Source organism: Rahnella inusitata, from assembly GCF_965118895.1.
Lineage (GTDB): Bacteria > Pseudomonadota > Gammaproteobacteria > Enterobacterales > Enterobacteriaceae > Rahnella > Rahnella inusitata_A.
This window is the reverse complement of the sequence record NZ_CBCPJJ010000006.1, coordinates 24,806-40,159: the sequence shown is the minus strand read 5'-3', so window position 1 is coordinate 40,159 and position 15,354 is coordinate 24,806. Positions and strand designations below refer to the sequence as shown.

Here is a 15,354-nt window from a genome sequence, read left to right as displayed (position 1 = left end):
CTTCCTGAGTCCTCCTCACTTTTTCGACAAAATCAAAAATAAAATAGAACACTGCCCGGGAAGGATAGAGAAGCTTCGACCCGAAGGTTCGAGCCGAGCGAAGCGAGACAGCGTTGCGCAGCAACGACCCGCAGGGCGAGGCCACAGGCCGAGTCATCCTTCCCCCACCACCATCTTCCTGAGTTCTCCTCACCTTTTCGATAAAATCAAAACAATCCACATTTAAACCTGCACAAAATGTCCCACTGACACTTCCTGATACTGCCTGACTGGCGGTACAAAGCCGTTCTCACGCACCGGGCTTTTCAGCTCTTCGACCTGCATCTGACGTTTGAGCATTCTGCGTGACGGATCGGGCACCGGCACTGAGGCCATCAGTTTACGGGTGTACGGATGCTGCGGATTATCGAATATTGCCGCGCGCGGGCCGATTTCCACAATTTCCCCCAGATACATCACGGCCACGCGATGACTCACCCGCTCGACCACCGCCATATCGTGCGAAATAAACAGGTATGACAGATTCATGCTTTCCTGCAAATCGAGCAGCAGATTCACTACCTGCGCTTTCACCGACACATCCAGCGCAGACACCGACTCATCGGCGACGATCACTTTCGGGTCGAGCGTCAGCGCGCGGGCGATGCAGATCCGCTGACGCTGACCACCGGAAAACTCGTGCGGGAACCGGCGCAGCATGTCCGCCGACAACCCGACCTTTTGCAACAGCGACGCGGCTTTCTCTTTGGCATCGCTGCGGTTATGCAGCTTATGTTGCAGCATCGGTTCGATCAGCGCGTCGCCGATGCGCATACGCGGATTGAGGCTGGCAAAGGGATCCTGAAATATCATCTGGATGCGCTGACGCATTTGCAAAATGTCACGCTTGCCCAAATTCATGACGTCAAATCCATCAAAGTCGATTGCGCCGCTGTGCGGCTTGAGCAACCGCGTCACCGCACGGCCGGTGGTGGATTTACCACAGCCGGATTCGCCGACCAGCGAGAGCGTTTCGCCCTGGAATAAATCAAAGCTGATATTTTCCACTGCATGTACCGCTCCGACCTGGCGGCTGAACACGCCGCCATAGACCGGAAAACGTGCGCTGAGATTCTTCACCGAGAGCAGAGGCGTCAGGCCATTATCCACCGTCCCCGCCACTTCTGTGGGTGTATTGGCTTCACCGGTTTGCAGATTAATCTGCGGGAAACGCAGCGGCCATTCGCGCCCCTGCATCGATCCTAATTTCGGCACCGCCGCCAGCAGTGCGCGCGTGTAAGGATGCTGCGGGCGATGGAAAATATCTTCGGTCGCGCCGCTTTCCACCGCTTCACCGCGATACATCACCAGCGTGCGGTCAGCAATTTCTGCCACCACGCCCATATCATGGGTGATGAACAGCACTGCCATCCCCTCTTCTTCCTGCAACGTCTTGATCAAATCCAGAATTTGGCCCTGAATAGTCACGTCCAGCGCGGTTGTCGGTTCGTCGGCGATCAGCAGTTTGGGTTTAAGCGCCAGCGCCATGGCGATCATCACCCGCTGGCGCATCCCGCCGGAAAACTGATGCGGATATTCATCGAAGCGCGCGCTGGCATTGGGAATGCGCACCTTTTCAAGCAGCTTCAGCGTTTCTGCCCGCGCTTGTGCAGACGACATCCCCCGGTGGCGCTTAAGGCTTTCGGCGATTTGCCTGCCGATGCTGAACGTCGGGTTCAGCGACGTCATTGGCTCCTGAAAAATCATCGCCATTTCATTGCCGCGAATATCGCGCATTTGCTTATCGGAGAGCCCGAGTAAACTGCGCTGATTCAGCCGGATTTCACCTTCAATTTTGCTGCTTTGCGCTTTCAACAGACGCATCACCGACAGCGACGTCACACTTTTACCCGAACCGGATTCCCCGACGATGGCCAGCGTTTCGCCCGGAAATACATCAAACGACAAATCCCGCACCACCGGCAGCCAGTCGTCTTCACCGCGAAATGAAGTGGTGAGATGTTTTACGCTCAGCACCGGCTGACGGTTTTCCGGTTCGCTCATCTTATTTGCTCCTTGCCGACAGCTGCACCTGCGGCACATAGTTGAAATCACGGTCAAACGGGAAGGTTTTGCGCGCCTTGCGGTTGCGCGGAAGACGTTCGACGAACTGATCGACCACGCCGTTCGACAGCGCCATCAGATTCGGGCTGGCAATCGGGGCCAGCTCCGGGGAGAGATAACCGGATTTCACTACCACAATATCGGCGGTGAGCGGATCGAGTTGCAGCACGGTGAAATCGCTGATGTTGTGATACGGACGACGACGCGCCGAAACCACTACGTCAATACCGCCAATGCGTAACACCGCCTGACGATCGGCAGCCGTCAGCGCATCGAGCAGGAATACCACCTCAAACTCGCCTTTGACCTGCGGGCTGGAGTTGTCCAGTGATGCGCCGAGCGTCAGCGTCAGTTCAGAACCGACACCGGCGTTGAAAGCCGCGTCCGTCGCCGGTGCATCGGTGATGCCGGCCACAATCACATTTTCAGCATATTGCCTGATAAGTTCTTCCAGCACGTCCGCGCGGTCACCGACGCCGCCGCCGGTTGGATTGTCCCCGGAATCCGCCAGCACCACAGGCCGGGTTTCAGAGTGAATCGCCTTGCGCACGCAGGCTTCCACGGTATCGGTCTCACAACCGAAGACGAAATCCTCACGCGCGTCCCAGTAGGCCTGCGCCAGCTGCGTCGCCTGCTGTTCGAGCACAGCGCGATCGGTACCGGTCATGATCACCGCCGCCGTCGCACGGGGCTCATCCGCCCACACGTAACCGACCATCAGCGAGCTGTCCCAAACGCCGTCCACTTCGTCCATTTCCGGCAGACGGGCGTACAAACTTTTTGCCGGTTCATCTTCGGTGCTGGTGCGCTCCCCCGGAAGCACCACCGGCACCGGCACCCACAAAAGCGTTGGTTTCACCCCGGTTTGCAGATGTTTCACCAGCATCGCCACTGAACGGCGCATCGTTTCTTCGACATCGATATGCGGCGCTGTGCGGTAAGTGGAAAACATATCGATAGCGTCAATGATCCGCTGCGACACATTGCCGTGCAGATCGTAGCTGACGCTGATCGGGCAATCCGGCCCGACGACTTTACGCGCAGCGGCGATCCAGTCACCTTCCGCATCTTCCAGCCCTTCGACGTACATCGCGCCGTGCATCGCCAGATACAGGCCATCAAACGGCTTTTGCGCCTCCAGTCCGGCGATCATTTCCGCTTTAAATTTATCGTAGGTTGCGCGGGCAACGGGCCCTCCGGCAATCGCACGCGCGTGAATGGTGGGTAAAAACGTCGCCGGATAATCTTGTAGAAAACGAAAACGCGGCGAGGCCAGAAGCTGCCCGTCGCGCACCACGGTGAAATCTTTCTCTTCGTTCAGTACCGGGTTGTAGGTACTGCATTCAATATGGATACCGCTGACCGCTATACGCATGTTGATGATTCCTCAGACTGGCTTCAGACCGACAAGAAAGCGATGTGCAGCAATGCTTGCCGCCGCGCGCGCCCAGGTGTCGTCGTTTAGTGTAAAAGTGCGAACCGGCGTTTTACCGGCATTGCCCGGCAGCACGTTGGCTTCGATAGACTGCTGTACAACGGTGCCGAATAACCCGGAAAAATCCGCGTCCTGATGGGCAATGAGGATCAAATCCGGGTCGTTGATTTGAATGAGAAGTGAAACTGCCAGCCCCAGTGCAGAACCGGCGCGATGCAAAATGCGGATCGCCGTTGTCTGCCCCTGCATCGCCAGTTGCTCCAGCGCGCCGATGGTGGTCGCCTCCAGTCCTTCGGCTATGGCCATTTGCGCGATGGCATTCAGCGACGCCAGCGTATCCAGACAGCCGCGCTTACCACAACGGCACGGCGAGCCGTTCAGCTCCAGCGTACAGTGGGCGATTTCCCCCGCACCGCCGTGCAAACCACGATGCAACTTCCCGGCGATAAAGTGCGCGCTGCCGATCCCCGCGCCGTGGCTGACCAGCGTAAAGCTCCTCAGATCCCGCGCCTGACCGAAACTCTTCTCACTCACCGCCAGCGCTTTGGCATCGTTTTCAATGGCGACATCCATGCCGGTGGCCTGTGAAATCAGCTTCGCCAGCGGCACATCGCGCCAGCCGAGCAGCGCCGACTGCACGCAGGTGGACTGGTGTTCGTCAATCAGGCCGGACAGCGTGACGCCCAGGCCGACCAGTTTCTTCGCCGCGTCAGGATGCGGTTCGAGCAACGCCGGTAATGCCCTGGCGATATTTTCTGCCAGCCGCTGCGGATCAGAATCTGCCGCAAATGCGACGCGCGAGAGGATTTCCCCATGCAGGTTGATAAGCACCATCTGCGCCGGATTTTGCAACAATGAGACGCCGGCAAACCATGCACCGTCCGGATGCACCACCAGCCGCACCGATGGCCGCCCCTGTCCGCTGCCCGGCACCGTTTCCGCCTCGTGCAAGAATCCGGCCTCGAGCATTTCGCGCACCACACCGCCGATTGCCGCTTTGCTCATGCCGACCAACTGAGCCAGTTCCGTCCGGCTTAAGCCACCTGACGCATTAATCGCACCTAATATCTGTCGTTGCAAGATTGTTAACATATTCGTTCAGGCGCTCTCAGTTTTCGCTCATCTGCATTGACATTAAACGGAAGAAATGGATATATCAATGCCAATTAGTTCACAAAATAAACTAAATATCGCGACATAAGTATTTCATATGAACTATTTGTTAAAAAATGTCTTGTAATGAATACCGATGTTTTATTCATCAGACTGACATCACCAGAGCCACTTAATCCGATTTCCACGCAGAGGGCAGAACATGAAGATTACCCGTTACATCCGGCGTCCCGTGCAGTTATCGTTACTGAGCAGCGCCCTTCTCGCCGCGTTTTCGCTGCCGGTGTTCGCCGCCACGCTGAACGTGATGCAAAACGAAGCGCCGCGCAGCATGGATCCGGGCAACCAGACCGCCACGTTTACCGGTACGGTATTGGATCCGATGTACGAAGGCCTGCTGCGCATGTCGCCGCAGCTGAAACCGGAAGCGGCGCTGGCGACCTCATGGAGCAGCGATGAAAGCGGTCTGGTCTGGACATTCAAATTGCGCAGCGGCGTCACCTTCCACGACGGCACACCGTTTAACGCTGACGCCGTGGTCGCCAACTTCGCCCGCCACCTCGATACCAAACGTGGTCTGGCGGCCAGCGGACGTCTGCGGACCTTCCTCGACAGCGTCACCAAAACCGACGACTCCACCGTCGTCTTCAAATTAAAAAAACCGTATCCCGCTTTCCTGAATTTACTCACTACAGGCGCTTGTCTGATGGTCAGCCCGGCGGCGGATAAAACCGGCACGCTCGACAGCAAGGCGGTCGGCACCGGCCCTTACAAAATGGTGCAGTACAAAACCGGCGAATTCGTCTTAGAACAAAAATATCCGGGCTACTGGGGCGATAAAGCCGCCGGTCCGGATGACATCAAATGGACGTGGAGCGCCGAACCTTCGGTCATGAACATGGCGCTTCAGGCCGGTGAAACCGATGTGATCAACCCGGTGCCGCCGCAATTTGCCAAAGTACTTAAAAATAATCCGAAGTTTGCCCTGCACGAAAGTCCGGGAGCTTCCGTCTTCTGGGTGGCGCTGAATGCCGATCTCAAACCGCTTAGCGACGTCCGCGTCCGTCAGGCGCTGAACTACGCCACCGACCGTGACGGGCTGGTGCGCGCCATCATGTCCGGCTTCGCGCAACCCGCCAACTCCCCTCTGGCACCAGTCACCGCCGGCTATGACAAAACGCTGAATCCGTATCCGCTGGATCTGGCCAAAGCCAAAGCATTACTGAAAGAAGCGGGTGTGGCCGACGGCTTCACGATGTCGATTGCCGTGCAGGGGCAGGACGCGCGCATCGGTCAGGTGCTGCAAAGTATGTGGGCAAAAATCGGCGTGAAACTGGACGTGCGTATCATGGAAAGTGGCGTGTGGACCAAAGCCGCCTTCGCCGATCAGGCCGGGAAAAAAGCGGATAACACCGGCGCGGTACTGGCGTCCTGGTCATCCGGCGCAAACGGTGCGGATCTCCAGCTGCGTCCGCTGTATTACAGTAAAAGCTTCGCACCGGGCGGGGCCAATCTGGGCTTCTTCAGCGATCCGAAGCTGGATGAGATGTTAGACAAAGCGGCTTCGACGCTGGATGAAAATGCCCGCAACGCCATTTATGTTGAGGCGCAGAAAGAGATTAACCAGCAGGCGCCGCAGGTATTGCTCTATTACCAGAACGATCTCTACGCCACCGGCACCAATATCTCCGGCGTCACCATGATCCCGGGCGGCCAGATCGTCGTGAAAGATGCACAGAAAAAATAACCGCCGCATTTACAGTGGAAAAGCGCCATGAAAGCCTATCTTGCCAAAAAACTCATCGCCTTCCCGATCATCCTGATCGGGGTATCGATGCTGATTTTTGTGTCCATCCGTGCGCTGCCGGGCGATCCGGCGCGTCTGATGGCCGGACCTGAAGCCACGCAGGAGGCGGTCGATGCCATGCGCGTCCGCCTCGGGCTGGATCAGCCGATGGTGACGCAATACCTGCATTTTGCGGGTGACGTGTTGCACGGCAATCTCGGCGTATCCTTGCAGTCGCAGCAACCTGTCACGCAGGAAATCGGCGAACGTCTGCCGTATACGCTGATGCTGGCGGTGCTGGCGTATTTTCTGGCGGTAGCGGTGGGCGTTCCGGCCGGCATGATAGGGGCAGTGTACCGTAACCGCTGGCCGGATTTTGGCGTGATGTTACTGGCGATTGCCGGTGCGTCCATCGCCAACTTCTGGCTGGGGCTGATGGCGATGAACACCTTCTCGGTGAATCTTGGCTGGCTGCCACTGCTCGGCGCGACGTCGTGGAAAAGCTACATTCTGCCCTCGGTCACGCTGGCGGTTTTACCGATGGCGGTGATGGCGCGCATGACGCGTTCGAGCATGCTTGATGTTCTCTCGGAAGATTACATCCGCACCGCGCGTGCCAAGGGATTGTCGGCCACCACCGTTTATTGCAGTCACGCATTTCGCAATGCGCTGATCCCGATTGTCACTATCGTCGCACTCAATTTCGGCAGCCTGATTGGTGGCGCGGTGGTGACTGAGTCGGTCTTTAACTGGCCGGGTATTGGCCGCCTGCTGGTGGATTCCGTGCGCTATCGTGATTACCCGGTCATTCAGGGCGTCGCACTGGTGGCGGTCTGCGGCGTGGTGGTGATGAATCTGCTGGGCGAATTACTGATTGCCTTCCTGAATCCAAAAATAAGGTTCGATTAATGTCAGCCATTATCACGCAATTACCCCGTCGCAAACCGCGTGCGCTGCGGTTGTTCCGCTGGTTCTGGCGTCATCCTGCGGTGACGCTCGGCGGACTTATCGTCAGCCTGATCGTGCTGGCGGGCCTGTTCGCGCCGCTGCTGACGCGTCATGATCCCTACGCGCAGGATCTCATCGACACCCTGCTCGCCCCGAGCGCCAGCCACTGGTTCGGCACCGACGATTACGGTCGCGATATTTTCGCCCGCGTCATTTACGGCGCGCGGATCTCGATTATCGAAGTGATACTCAGCGTCGGGCTGGCGATGATAGTCGGCATTCCGCTGGGGATCATTGCCGGAATGGCAGGACGGTATACCGACATGATTATTATGTGGTTTATGGATATGCTGTTCGCGTTTCCGGGCATCGTGCTGGCCATTCTGGTGGTCAGTATCCTTGGCGGCGGACTGGTGAATCTGCTGATCGCCATTTCCCTGTTTGCCATTCCGGTTTATGCGCGCCTGAGCCGTAATCTGACCCTCGGTTTAAAGCAAATGGAATATGTCGAAGCCGCGCAGGCGCTGGGTTTATCGAACTATCGCATCATCGTGCATTACATTTTGCGCAACGCCATCGGCCCGATTATCGTGCAATCGACGCTGACCGCCGGCACCGTGATCCTCGCGGCTGCCAGCCTGTCATTTCTCGGTCTGGGCGTGCAACCGCCGATGCCGGAATGGGGTACCATGATGAGCGATGGCCGAAACTTTCTCGGCATCAATATTTACCTTTCGCTGTTCCCCGGTCTGGCCATTATGCTGACCGTGCTTGGTTTTAACGTACTGGGCGACGGACTGCGAGATTTACTGGACACACGCTCATGAGCTCTGCGGTTTTTTGTGCCGATATCGGCGGTTCGTTTATTAAATTTGGCGTTTCACGGGTTTCAGGCGAGGTGCAAGAGTGCGGCAAAGTTCCGACGCCCGTTGCCTCGTGGGATGATTTCGTCGCCGCCATGCAAACGCTGATTACCCAGTATGGCGCGGATTTTCCGTCCTCTACCCCGCTGGCGATTTCCACCGCCGGGCTGGTTTCTCCGCAAACCGGTGAACTGCTGGCGACCAACATTCCGGCGTTCACCGGCCGCTCGCTGGCAAAAGATTTAAGTATGGCGCTGAACCGTCCGGTGACCGCCGCCAACGACGCCGACTGTTTTGCTCTGGCTGAAGCGCACGCCGGAAATGCACAACATCAGCCGATCGTCGTCGCCATTATTCTCGGTACCGGTGTCGGCGGGGGTCTGGTGATCAACGGCCAGTTAGTCCGCGGCCACGGTGGCGTCACCGGCGAGTGGGGACACGGAGCCATCACCCGTACGGAGCTGAATATTGAAGGTAAAACCTACCTCGTCCCGCGCCTGAAATGCGCCTGCGGTCAGACCGGCTGCCTCGATAAGCTCGGCGCTGCACGCGGCATGGAACGGTTGCATCAGCATTTTCACCAGCGGGAAGCGTCGAGTCTGGATATCGTCACCGGCTGGCAGGCGGGCGACCGTGATGACGGACTCACCGTCCGCGCCTGGTTACAGCTGGTCGCAGAACCTCTGGCATTGCTGGTGAATATTCTCGGCCCGTCGCGGATTGTTGCCGGTGGAGGACTGGCGTCGGCCACGGCGCTCATCGCGGAACTAGACCTCGCGGTACGCAAGCTGGTGTTACACCGTTATGCTGCACCGTTGTTAGTGCCGGGGAAATTCCTGACGGAAGGTGGGCTGGTGGGCGCATCGGTCATGGGGAGAATTGAAGGATAAAATCCTTAAGGGTGCGGTGCCCCACGCACTTACGGCTCCTTATAAAAAGATCGAGAATATTTCATTTTCTCATGTGCAGTGATCACTTAACCCCCCGAGCCAAAACCGCCAAAGAGGGAGGAAAGCGCCTCCCTTTTTGATCTCCCACGCTTTTTCAAAGACGCACTATCAAACCTTTCTAAAGAAAAAACTGTACCGGTCTGCTCCTCACCCTGCGAAGGGTGATGCCGGGAGGGGATATTGCAGGCAATCGAAGTGACTCTTTAATCCCCCTCTTATTCCCCCACCACAGGGAAACCAGTTACTATGTTCACCCGATCCGCCCGGCGGGATGCCCTTCTCTCCCTCAGGCGTAATAACAGTAATATATAAGGATATATGTGGATATTGTCAGGACAACGCCTGTTTCATCATTGTTGGTACCGCTGAAAATTATTTCCTCGGGCGCGGCTTTACCGCCGCAGAAAGTCACGTCGGCCGAGCTGGATGCCCGTCTGGGGAAATCCGCGGGTTACGTAGAACAACGCTCGGGCGTCGAATATCGTTTTCACGGCGACAACTGCACCTCGCAGGTTGAGCTGGCGGCAGAAGCGATAACCGACGCGCTACGGTGCGGCAATATCCCGGCGGACTCGGTAGATTTGCTGATTTTTGCCTCGGCCATCCCGGTGCAGGCGCTGCCCTATAGCGCGGCGCACGTCCTGAAAGCGTCGCCACTGCGCGAGGGCATTAGCACCTTTGATATCAACGCCAGCTGCGTCAGCTTTATCTCGGCGTTGCAGGTAGCAGCAGGTTTACTCAATACCGGTGCATACCGGCGTATCGCCATTGTCAGTGCGGAACTGGCGTCTCGCGGCATCAACTGGCAGCACGAAGAGTCGTCGATTATTCTCGGGGACGGCGCGGCATGCGCTATCGTAGAAAAGGGAGACGGACGCAGTGGCATTCTCTCCTGCCTGATGGAAACCTACCCCGCCGGGATTGACCTGTGCCATATCCGCGCAGGCGGCACTCGTCGTAATCCCCGTGCGGGGATCGATGACAAAGATTTCTTATTCCACATGGACGGCAAACGCTTGTTCCGGCTGGCATCGGGGCTGATCGAAGCCTACTGGGCAAGATTGCTCTCCGCCGCCCGCTGCGAACTCAGTGACCTGGCGACGGTTGTCCCGCATCAGGCCAGTCACGTCTCGCTCGAACACATGCGCCGGCGGCTGAACGTACCTGCTGACGTGCTGATTGATATCTATCGTCACCATGGCAATCAGGTATCCGCCTCGATCCCGACCGCCCTGCACTATGCGATAACACAGGATCGTTTCATGCCGGGTAAACCAGTGGCGCTGGTGGGTACCGCTGCCGGGCTCACGCTCGGTGGCATGGTATTACTGCCATGAAAATTTTGGTGACAGGATCGACCAGCGGACTCGGACGCAATGCGACAGAATGGTTGCTCAGTGCCGGTCATCAGGTGGTGGCCGCGGGGCGCGATCTGGTGCAGGGAAAAATGCTCACCGTCGCCGGAGCCGATTTCCGCTTTGTCGATCTCGACCACGCGACCGCAGCGGAATTCAGCTCAATGGTTCAGGGCTGCGAGGCCGTCTGGCATTGTGCGGCAAAATCGTCACCCTGGGGGCCGAAGGCGGCGTTTATGCGCACCAACGTTGAGGTCACCGACCGCCTGGCACTTGCCGCCGGGCAGGCAGGGGTGCCGAGATTCGTGCATATTTCCACGCCCGCGATTTATTTTGATTTCCAGCATCATGCAGATCTCGACGAAAGTTATCGCGCCAGGCGCTTTGCCAATCACTATGCTCACAGTAAGTTTCTGGCCGAAGGTTGCATCACGCAACGCCAGCATCAATTTCCCGACACCCGGTTTACCCTCCTGCGCCCGCGCGGTTTATTCGGCGCCCACGACCGGGTGATCATTCCCCGCGTTCTTGAACAAATCCGCATGAATAAAGGTGTACTGCGCCTGCCCCGCGGCGGAGAAACGCTACTGGATTTGACGTTTACGCTCAATGTCGTGGAAGCGATGTGGCTGGCAACGACACAAGAGCATCTTCCTCTGGCGGCGGCCTATAATATTACCAATCAGCAGCCGGAGCAGCTCAAAGAGATGCTCCATCAGTTGCTACAGCAACAACTGAATATCCGTTTTACCATCAAACCGGTGTCGTATTCGCTGCTTTACGGCGTGGCCGCAGGCATGGAACTGCTGGCCCATGCGCGTCGGCGCGAACCGATGCTGACCCGCTACAGCGCGGGTGCGGTGAATTTTGATATGACACTCAGCCAAAGCCGTGCGATAAACGAATTTAATTACCGTCCGGTGTATACCATGGAACAGGGCATCGCGCTGACGGCACAGGCTATGCGGCTTAATAAAGGATTACATCTTGGCTAATCTTACCGCTTTTGAAGTGGGCTATTGCCTGCACCCCGGCTGTATGGCGCTGAAAGGTGCGGGTTGGCGCGTGTGTAAATTCCCTGCCCGTGCCTGGCTGTTAGAAGCCCGGGGCAAACGCTGGCTGTGGGATACCGGCTATGCCGACCATTTCGAGCATCACACCAAAGGAATTCTCAGCCTGTACCGCGCCACCACGCCGGTGCATTTCGACTCAAAGGATGCCCTGTTCCGCCAGCTGGCGAGTCAGGGGATTCAGCCCGCCGATATCACGGCGCTGATTATCTCGCATTTCCACGGCGACCATATCGCCGGGCTGCGTGATTTCAGCGGTGTACCGTCAGTAAGCAGCATGGCCGGGTGGATCCGTTCGCGTAAACTGCGCGGTTTTTCCGCCCTGAGAAGCGCCTTCGTGCCGGGATTAATCCCGGACGATTTCGAAACCGGTTTGCAGTGGATGGAGGCTTTCGAGGAAACGGCCCTGCCGGCTGAGCTCGCCCCGTTTGAGCGCGGCTACCGGCTTCCGGGCAGCGATAATGAAATCATTCTGGTACCACTGCCGGGACACGCCGCAGGACACATCGGCGCGTTTGTCCTCACTGATTCCGGCTGGGAACTGCTGGCAAGCGATGCCGCGTGGTCGCCAAAGAGTTATGAATCACTGCGCGGCCCGTCGCGAATGGCACATCTGGTGATGGACAACAGTGCCGCCTACTATCAGACGCTCAACCGCCTGCATCAGCTCCACCTCAGTGGCAACGTGAAGATCCATCTGTGTCACGAAGGCGATTTATGATCCCGCTGAAAACCCTCTGGCATTATCTGCGCACCCGCAGGCTGGTGTTTGACAGTCGCGAAGCCTTACTGGTCTGGCAACAAAAAAAACTGCGCCAGTTCGCCCGCAAAACGCTGTCACACAGCCCGTGGTTTAAAGCTTACGCGCATCTGCCACACAGCCAGTGGCCGCTGATGAATAAAGCGCTGATGATGGCTAATTTTGATCAGATGAACACAGCGGGTCTGAAGAAAGACACCTTGCTCGCCTGCGCACAGCGGGCGGAACGTGACCGACATTTTACGCCGCAAATTGAAGGTTTCAGCGTCGGGCTTTCTTCGGGAACGTCCGGGCAACGGGGCATTTTTGTTGTCAGCCCGCACGAACAGCAGGTCTGGGCGGGCGGGATGCTGGCAAAAATGTTGCCAAAGGGATTACGTCGCGGCGAGCGTGTCGCGATGTTTTTACGCGCGGATAACAACCTCTATCACAGCGTGAATAACCGCTGGCTGAGTCTGGCATTTTTCGATCTCTTTTCGCCTTTTCAGCCGCAGTTACAGCAGCTGGAAAACTTCGCGCCAACCATCATTGTCGCACCGGCACAGGTACTGCGGCAGCTGGCGCTGGCGGTGCTGAATGAGGAACTGACGCTCAGTGTCAGCAAAGCCATCTCAGTCGCCGAAGTGTTAACGGCACAGGATCGCCAGCTGCTTGAGCAGGTTTTCCCGCAGGTCGGCGAGGTGTATCAGGCCACTGAGGGCTTTCTTGCCGCCACCTGCGAGCGCGGAACGCTGCACCTGAATGAAGAATTTATCCACATCGAACCGGAGTGGATCGACGACCGCCGCTTTGTGCCAGTGATCACCGACTTTACCCGCCATACCCAGCCCATCGTGCGTTACCGTCTGGATGATGTGCTGGTAAAACGCGAGCAACCCTGCGGTTGCGGGCGCGTGACAATGTCACTTCAGCATGTTGAGGGCCGCTGCGATGACTGGCTTGAATTACCCGGCAGCGACGCGCTGCCGCGAATTATGTTTGCCGACGCCTGTAGCCGGGTGATCGCCAATGCCCTGCCGCTGACGGCGGACTACCGGCTCACCCAGCAGGACAACGTCACGCTGATGTTGCAGGGTGAATGTAGTCTGGCCGAACTGCAGGTATGCAAAACGCAGCTGGAGGAGCATTTCGGTGTACAGGCCGTGGATGTTTCTCAGCTACAGTGGATACTTCAGGCGGGCCAGATCCCTGCCAATTTCATGCAGAAAAAACGCCGGATTACGCGCTTACAGGAAGCCGCTCATGGTTAACCGTTTATTGCAGATGCTGCTGGGCTGGGGCTCGGTCGGCGTGGTGTATCACCTGTCGGATGCTTTTCAGCGGGCTGGTATCGTGCTGATGCCGTCGGTGATTGACCGGGCTATCCCGTTCAGCCCCACGGCTATCTGGCTGTATCTGTCATTTTTTCTGATCATCCCTTTGGCGTACCTGACCTGCCCGGCAAACCGGCTGCGTTGGCTGCGTAATTCGATGATGCTCACCGCGCTGTTATCGGGCGTTGTGTATATGCTCTGGCCCACCACCCTGGTGTATCCGCCATTTACGCAGGACACCCTCAGCGGACGGATGCTGAAATCGCTTACTGACATCGACTCGCCGCAGAACTGTTTGCCCTCGCTGCATATGGCGCTGACGGTGCTGTCGGTGTGGGCAGTCAGCGGCGAAAACCGCTGGAAGACCGCCGCTTACGTGCTGTGGTGTTTGGCTATCGGCTTCTCCATTTTGCAATTACGTCGCCATCTGTTTGTCGATTTACTGAGCGGCGCCACTCTGGCGCTGGGCGTCGGCGCACTGCTGTGGCGGTTTATGTTAATTTCGCAGTCAAGTCACAAGGAACGTGCTCATGGTTGATTTAATTATTCCGATCGTTTTTATGCTGGCGGTGGTGTTAGGTGAAGCCTGCCTGTTGCAGTATTTGCGCAAAGAGCCGGTGAACTGGCGGGACGTCATGTTTAATCTCAACTCCGGGCACGTGATGCTGTGGCTGTTTCGCGGACTGGAGATTTTCTGTTACGGGCTGGTGGTCACCCATTTCAGCCTGAACTGGGTGAGCAGCTGGCCGGTGCCGCTGGTGTGGATTTTCGCCCTTCTGGCCTGGGATTTCGGCTTCTACTGGCTGCACCGTCTGCACCATAAGTTCGGCCCGCTGTGGGCAGTTCACGTGGTGCATCATCAGGGCGAGCACTTTAACTTGTCGCTCGGCGTGCGCAATTCCTGGTATTCATCGCTGACCTCTATTCCGTTCTTTATGCTGCTGGCGATCGCCGGTGTGCCGCTGTCAGTCTTTATCGCCGTATCGCTGTTCCATTACAGTGTTCAGCTGTTTAATCACAACGCCCTGACCGGTAATCTCGGATTCCTCGAAAAGATTTTTGTTACGCCTTCACACCATCGCGTTCATCATGTGAATGACCGTTTCTATGCCGATAAAAACTGCGGAGGCACCTTTATTTTCTGGGACAAGATGTTCGGCACCTTCTGGCCGGGTCTGCCGAAGGAGGATTTCACCTACGGTTCCGGCAAGCAGCCGCATCCGCAGAATCCCTTCTGGGCCAGCAATCAGCCATTCTTTCAGTATCTGAAATTGCCGTTCCGCTATCAGACCAAGCCGCCGCAGTTTCGCTGCGCCACCGCCAGCCTGCTCACCGGAGGTATGCTACTGTTCTCGCTGGTTATCGGCTATGTCTGGCAATACGGGTACGGCTATCACGGCACCACCTTGCCGCAGGTCACATTATTCCTGTTACTGATGGCCGGAACGCTGGCGCTGGGCGGTATTGCCGAAGGCCGCAAATGGGGCGTAACGGCGTGGCTACTGATAACAGTAGCGCTCTCGGCGATTTTCCTGATTGGCCTGCGCTGGCACGAAACATTTTGGATCTGGCTGATGCCCTTCATCACCCTGCATGGCGTGAGTCTGGCGCTGGGGTTCGGACGCCGTCAGGCGCAGGTGCCCACCTGTGAGTAAATT

General features: G+C 57.3%; 13 protein-coding genes and 1 other RNA gene. 11 read left to right on the top strand and 3 right to left on the bottom strand.

Going from position 1 to position 15,354, the window contains the following annotated elements; translation table 11 throughout:
* Nucleotides 1-43: 43 nt before the first annotated feature.
* Nucleotides 44-173, top strand: a non-coding RNA gene (locus ACMHLI_RS05840) — RtT sRNA.
* A gap of 49 nt (nt 174-222) precedes the next feature.
* Here ACMHLI_RS05840 and ACMHLI_RS05835 read toward each other — a convergent pair.
* Genes ACMHLI_RS05835 through ACMHLI_RS05825 form a run of 3 tightly spaced genes read right to left on the bottom strand, consistent with a single transcriptional unit; the run spans nt 223 to nt 4,630 of the window.
* The gene (locus ACMHLI_RS05835; RefSeq protein ID WP_413528627.1) at nt 223-2,043 is read right to left on the bottom strand and encodes an ABC transporter ATP-binding protein; all 1,821 of its coding nucleotides are present in this window, start codon (nt 2,041-2,043) and stop codon (nt 223-225) included.
* A 1-nt stretch (nt 2,044) separates the two neighbouring features.
* Nucleotides 2,045-3,478 carry a M81 family metallopeptidase gene (locus ACMHLI_RS05830; protein ID WP_413528626.1) on the bottom strand — a complete coding sequence of 478 codons (1,434 nt, stop codon included), beginning with the start codon at nt 3,476-3,478 and terminating at the stop codon, nt 2,045-2,047.
* A gap of 12 nt (nt 3,479-3,490) precedes the next feature.
* Nucleotides 3,491-4,630 carry an ROK family protein gene (locus tag ACMHLI_RS05825; RefSeq protein WP_413528625.1) on the bottom strand — a complete coding sequence of 380 codons (1,140 nt, stop codon included), beginning with the start codon at nt 4,628-4,630 and terminating at the stop codon, nt 3,491-3,493.
* A 223-nt stretch (nt 4,631-4,853) separates the two neighbouring features.
* On the opposite strand from ACMHLI_RS05825, the gene ACMHLI_RS05820 reads away from it, so the two are divergent.
* The 10 genes from ACMHLI_RS05820 (at nt 4,854) to ACMHLI_RS05775 (ending at nt 15,351) form a co-directional block, all read left to right on the top strand.
* Complete coding sequence (locus ACMHLI_RS05820) at nt 4,854-6,398, top strand: ABC transporter substrate-binding protein (RefSeq protein WP_413528624.1); 1,545 nt, start codon at nt 4,854-4,856, stop codon at nt 6,396-6,398.
* A gap of 27 nt (nt 6,399-6,425) precedes the next feature.
* The gene (locus ACMHLI_RS05815) at nt 6,426-7,346 is read left to right on the top strand and encodes an ABC transporter permease (protein ID WP_413528623.1); all 921 of its coding nucleotides are present in this window, start codon (nt 6,426-6,428) and stop codon (nt 7,344-7,346) included.
* On the top strand, nt 7,346-8,212 hold the full coding sequence (locus ACMHLI_RS05810) for an ABC transporter permease (protein WP_413528622.1): 867 nt from the start codon (nt 7,346-7,348) through the stop codon (nt 8,210-8,212). The genes ACMHLI_RS05815 and ACMHLI_RS05810 overlap by 1 nt, the downstream gene beginning before the upstream one ends.
* Complete coding sequence (locus ACMHLI_RS05805) at nt 8,209-9,138, top strand: ROK family protein (protein WP_413528621.1); 930 nt, start codon at nt 8,209-8,211, stop codon at nt 9,136-9,138. Before ACMHLI_RS05810 ends, ACMHLI_RS05805 begins: the two co-directional genes overlap by 4 nt.
* A 386-nt stretch (nt 9,139-9,524) precedes the next feature.
* Entirely contained in the window at nt 9,525-10,535 is a 1,011-nt protein-coding gene (locus ACMHLI_RS05800) for a 3-oxoacyl-[acyl-carrier-protein] synthase III C-terminal domain-containing protein (protein ID WP_413528629.1), read from the top strand.
* Entirely contained in the window at nt 10,532-11,548 is a 1,017-nt protein-coding gene (locus ACMHLI_RS05795; RefSeq protein WP_413528620.1) for an NAD-dependent epimerase/dehydratase family protein, read from the top strand. The genes ACMHLI_RS05800 and ACMHLI_RS05795 overlap by 4 nt, the downstream gene beginning before the upstream one ends.
* On the top strand, nt 11,541-12,344 hold the full coding sequence (locus ACMHLI_RS05790; protein WP_413528619.1) for an MBL fold metallo-hydrolase: 804 nt from the start codon (nt 11,541-11,543) through the stop codon (nt 12,342-12,344). Before ACMHLI_RS05795 ends, ACMHLI_RS05790 begins: the two co-directional genes overlap by 8 nt.
* A complete protein-coding gene (locus ACMHLI_RS05785) occupies nt 12,341-13,633 on the top strand; it encodes a F390 synthetase-related protein (protein ID WP_413528618.1) in 1,293 nt (430 codons plus the stop codon). Before ACMHLI_RS05790 ends, ACMHLI_RS05785 begins: the two co-directional genes overlap by 4 nt.
* On the top strand, nt 13,626-14,234 hold the full coding sequence (locus ACMHLI_RS05780) for a phosphatase PAP2 family protein (RefSeq protein WP_413528617.1): 609 nt from the start codon (nt 13,626-13,628) through the stop codon (nt 14,232-14,234). Before ACMHLI_RS05785 ends, ACMHLI_RS05780 begins: the two co-directional genes overlap by 8 nt.
* On the top strand, nt 14,227-15,351 hold the full coding sequence (locus tag ACMHLI_RS05775; RefSeq protein WP_413528616.1) for a sterol desaturase family protein: 1,125 nt from the start codon (nt 14,227-14,229) through the stop codon (nt 15,349-15,351). The genes ACMHLI_RS05780 and ACMHLI_RS05775 overlap by 8 nt, the downstream gene beginning before the upstream one ends.
* Nucleotides 15,352-15,354: the final 3 nt, after the last annotated feature.

Bases quoted from the DNA above. Each gene is read 5' to 3' on its own strand.
- ACMHLI_RS05820 (WP_413528624.1), top strand. From the start codon at position 4,854: ATGAAGATTACCCGTTACATCCGGCGTCCCGTGCAGTTATCGTTACTG.
- ACMHLI_RS05775 (WP_413528616.1), top strand. From the start codon at position 14,227: ATGGTTGATTTAATTATTCCGATCGTTTTTATGCTGGCGGTGGTGTTA.
- ACMHLI_RS05815 (WP_413528623.1), top strand. From the start codon at position 6,426: ATGAAAGCCTATCTTGCCAAAAAACTCATCGCCTTCCCGATCATCCTG.
- ACMHLI_RS05810 (WP_413528622.1), top strand. From the start codon at position 7,346: ATGTCAGCCATTATCACGCAATTACCCCGTCGCAAACCGCGTGCGCTG.
- ACMHLI_RS05805 (WP_413528621.1), top strand. From the start codon at position 8,209: ATGAGCTCTGCGGTTTTTTGTGCCGATATCGGCGGTTCGTTTATTAAA.
- ACMHLI_RS05795 (WP_413528620.1), top strand. From the start codon at position 10,532: ATGAAAATTTTGGTGACAGGATCGACCAGCGGACTCGGACGCAATGCG.
- ACMHLI_RS05835 (WP_413528627.1), bottom strand. From the start codon at position 2,043: ATGAGCGAACCGGAAAACCGTCAGCCGGTGCTGAGCGTAAAACATCTC.
- ACMHLI_RS05785 (WP_413528618.1), top strand. From the start codon at position 12,341: ATGATCCCGCTGAAAACCCTCTGGCATTATCTGCGCACCCGCAGGCTG.
- ACMHLI_RS05780 (WP_413528617.1), top strand. From the start codon at position 13,626: ATGGTTAACCGTTTATTGCAGATGCTGCTGGGCTGGGGCTCGGTCGGC.
- ACMHLI_RS05825 (WP_413528625.1), bottom strand. From the start codon at position 4,630: ATGTTAACAATCTTGCAACGACAGATATTAGGTGCGATTAATGCGTCA.
- ACMHLI_RS05830 (WP_413528626.1), bottom strand. From the start codon at position 3,478: ATGCGTATAGCGGTCAGCGGTATCCATATTGAATGCAGTACCTACAAC.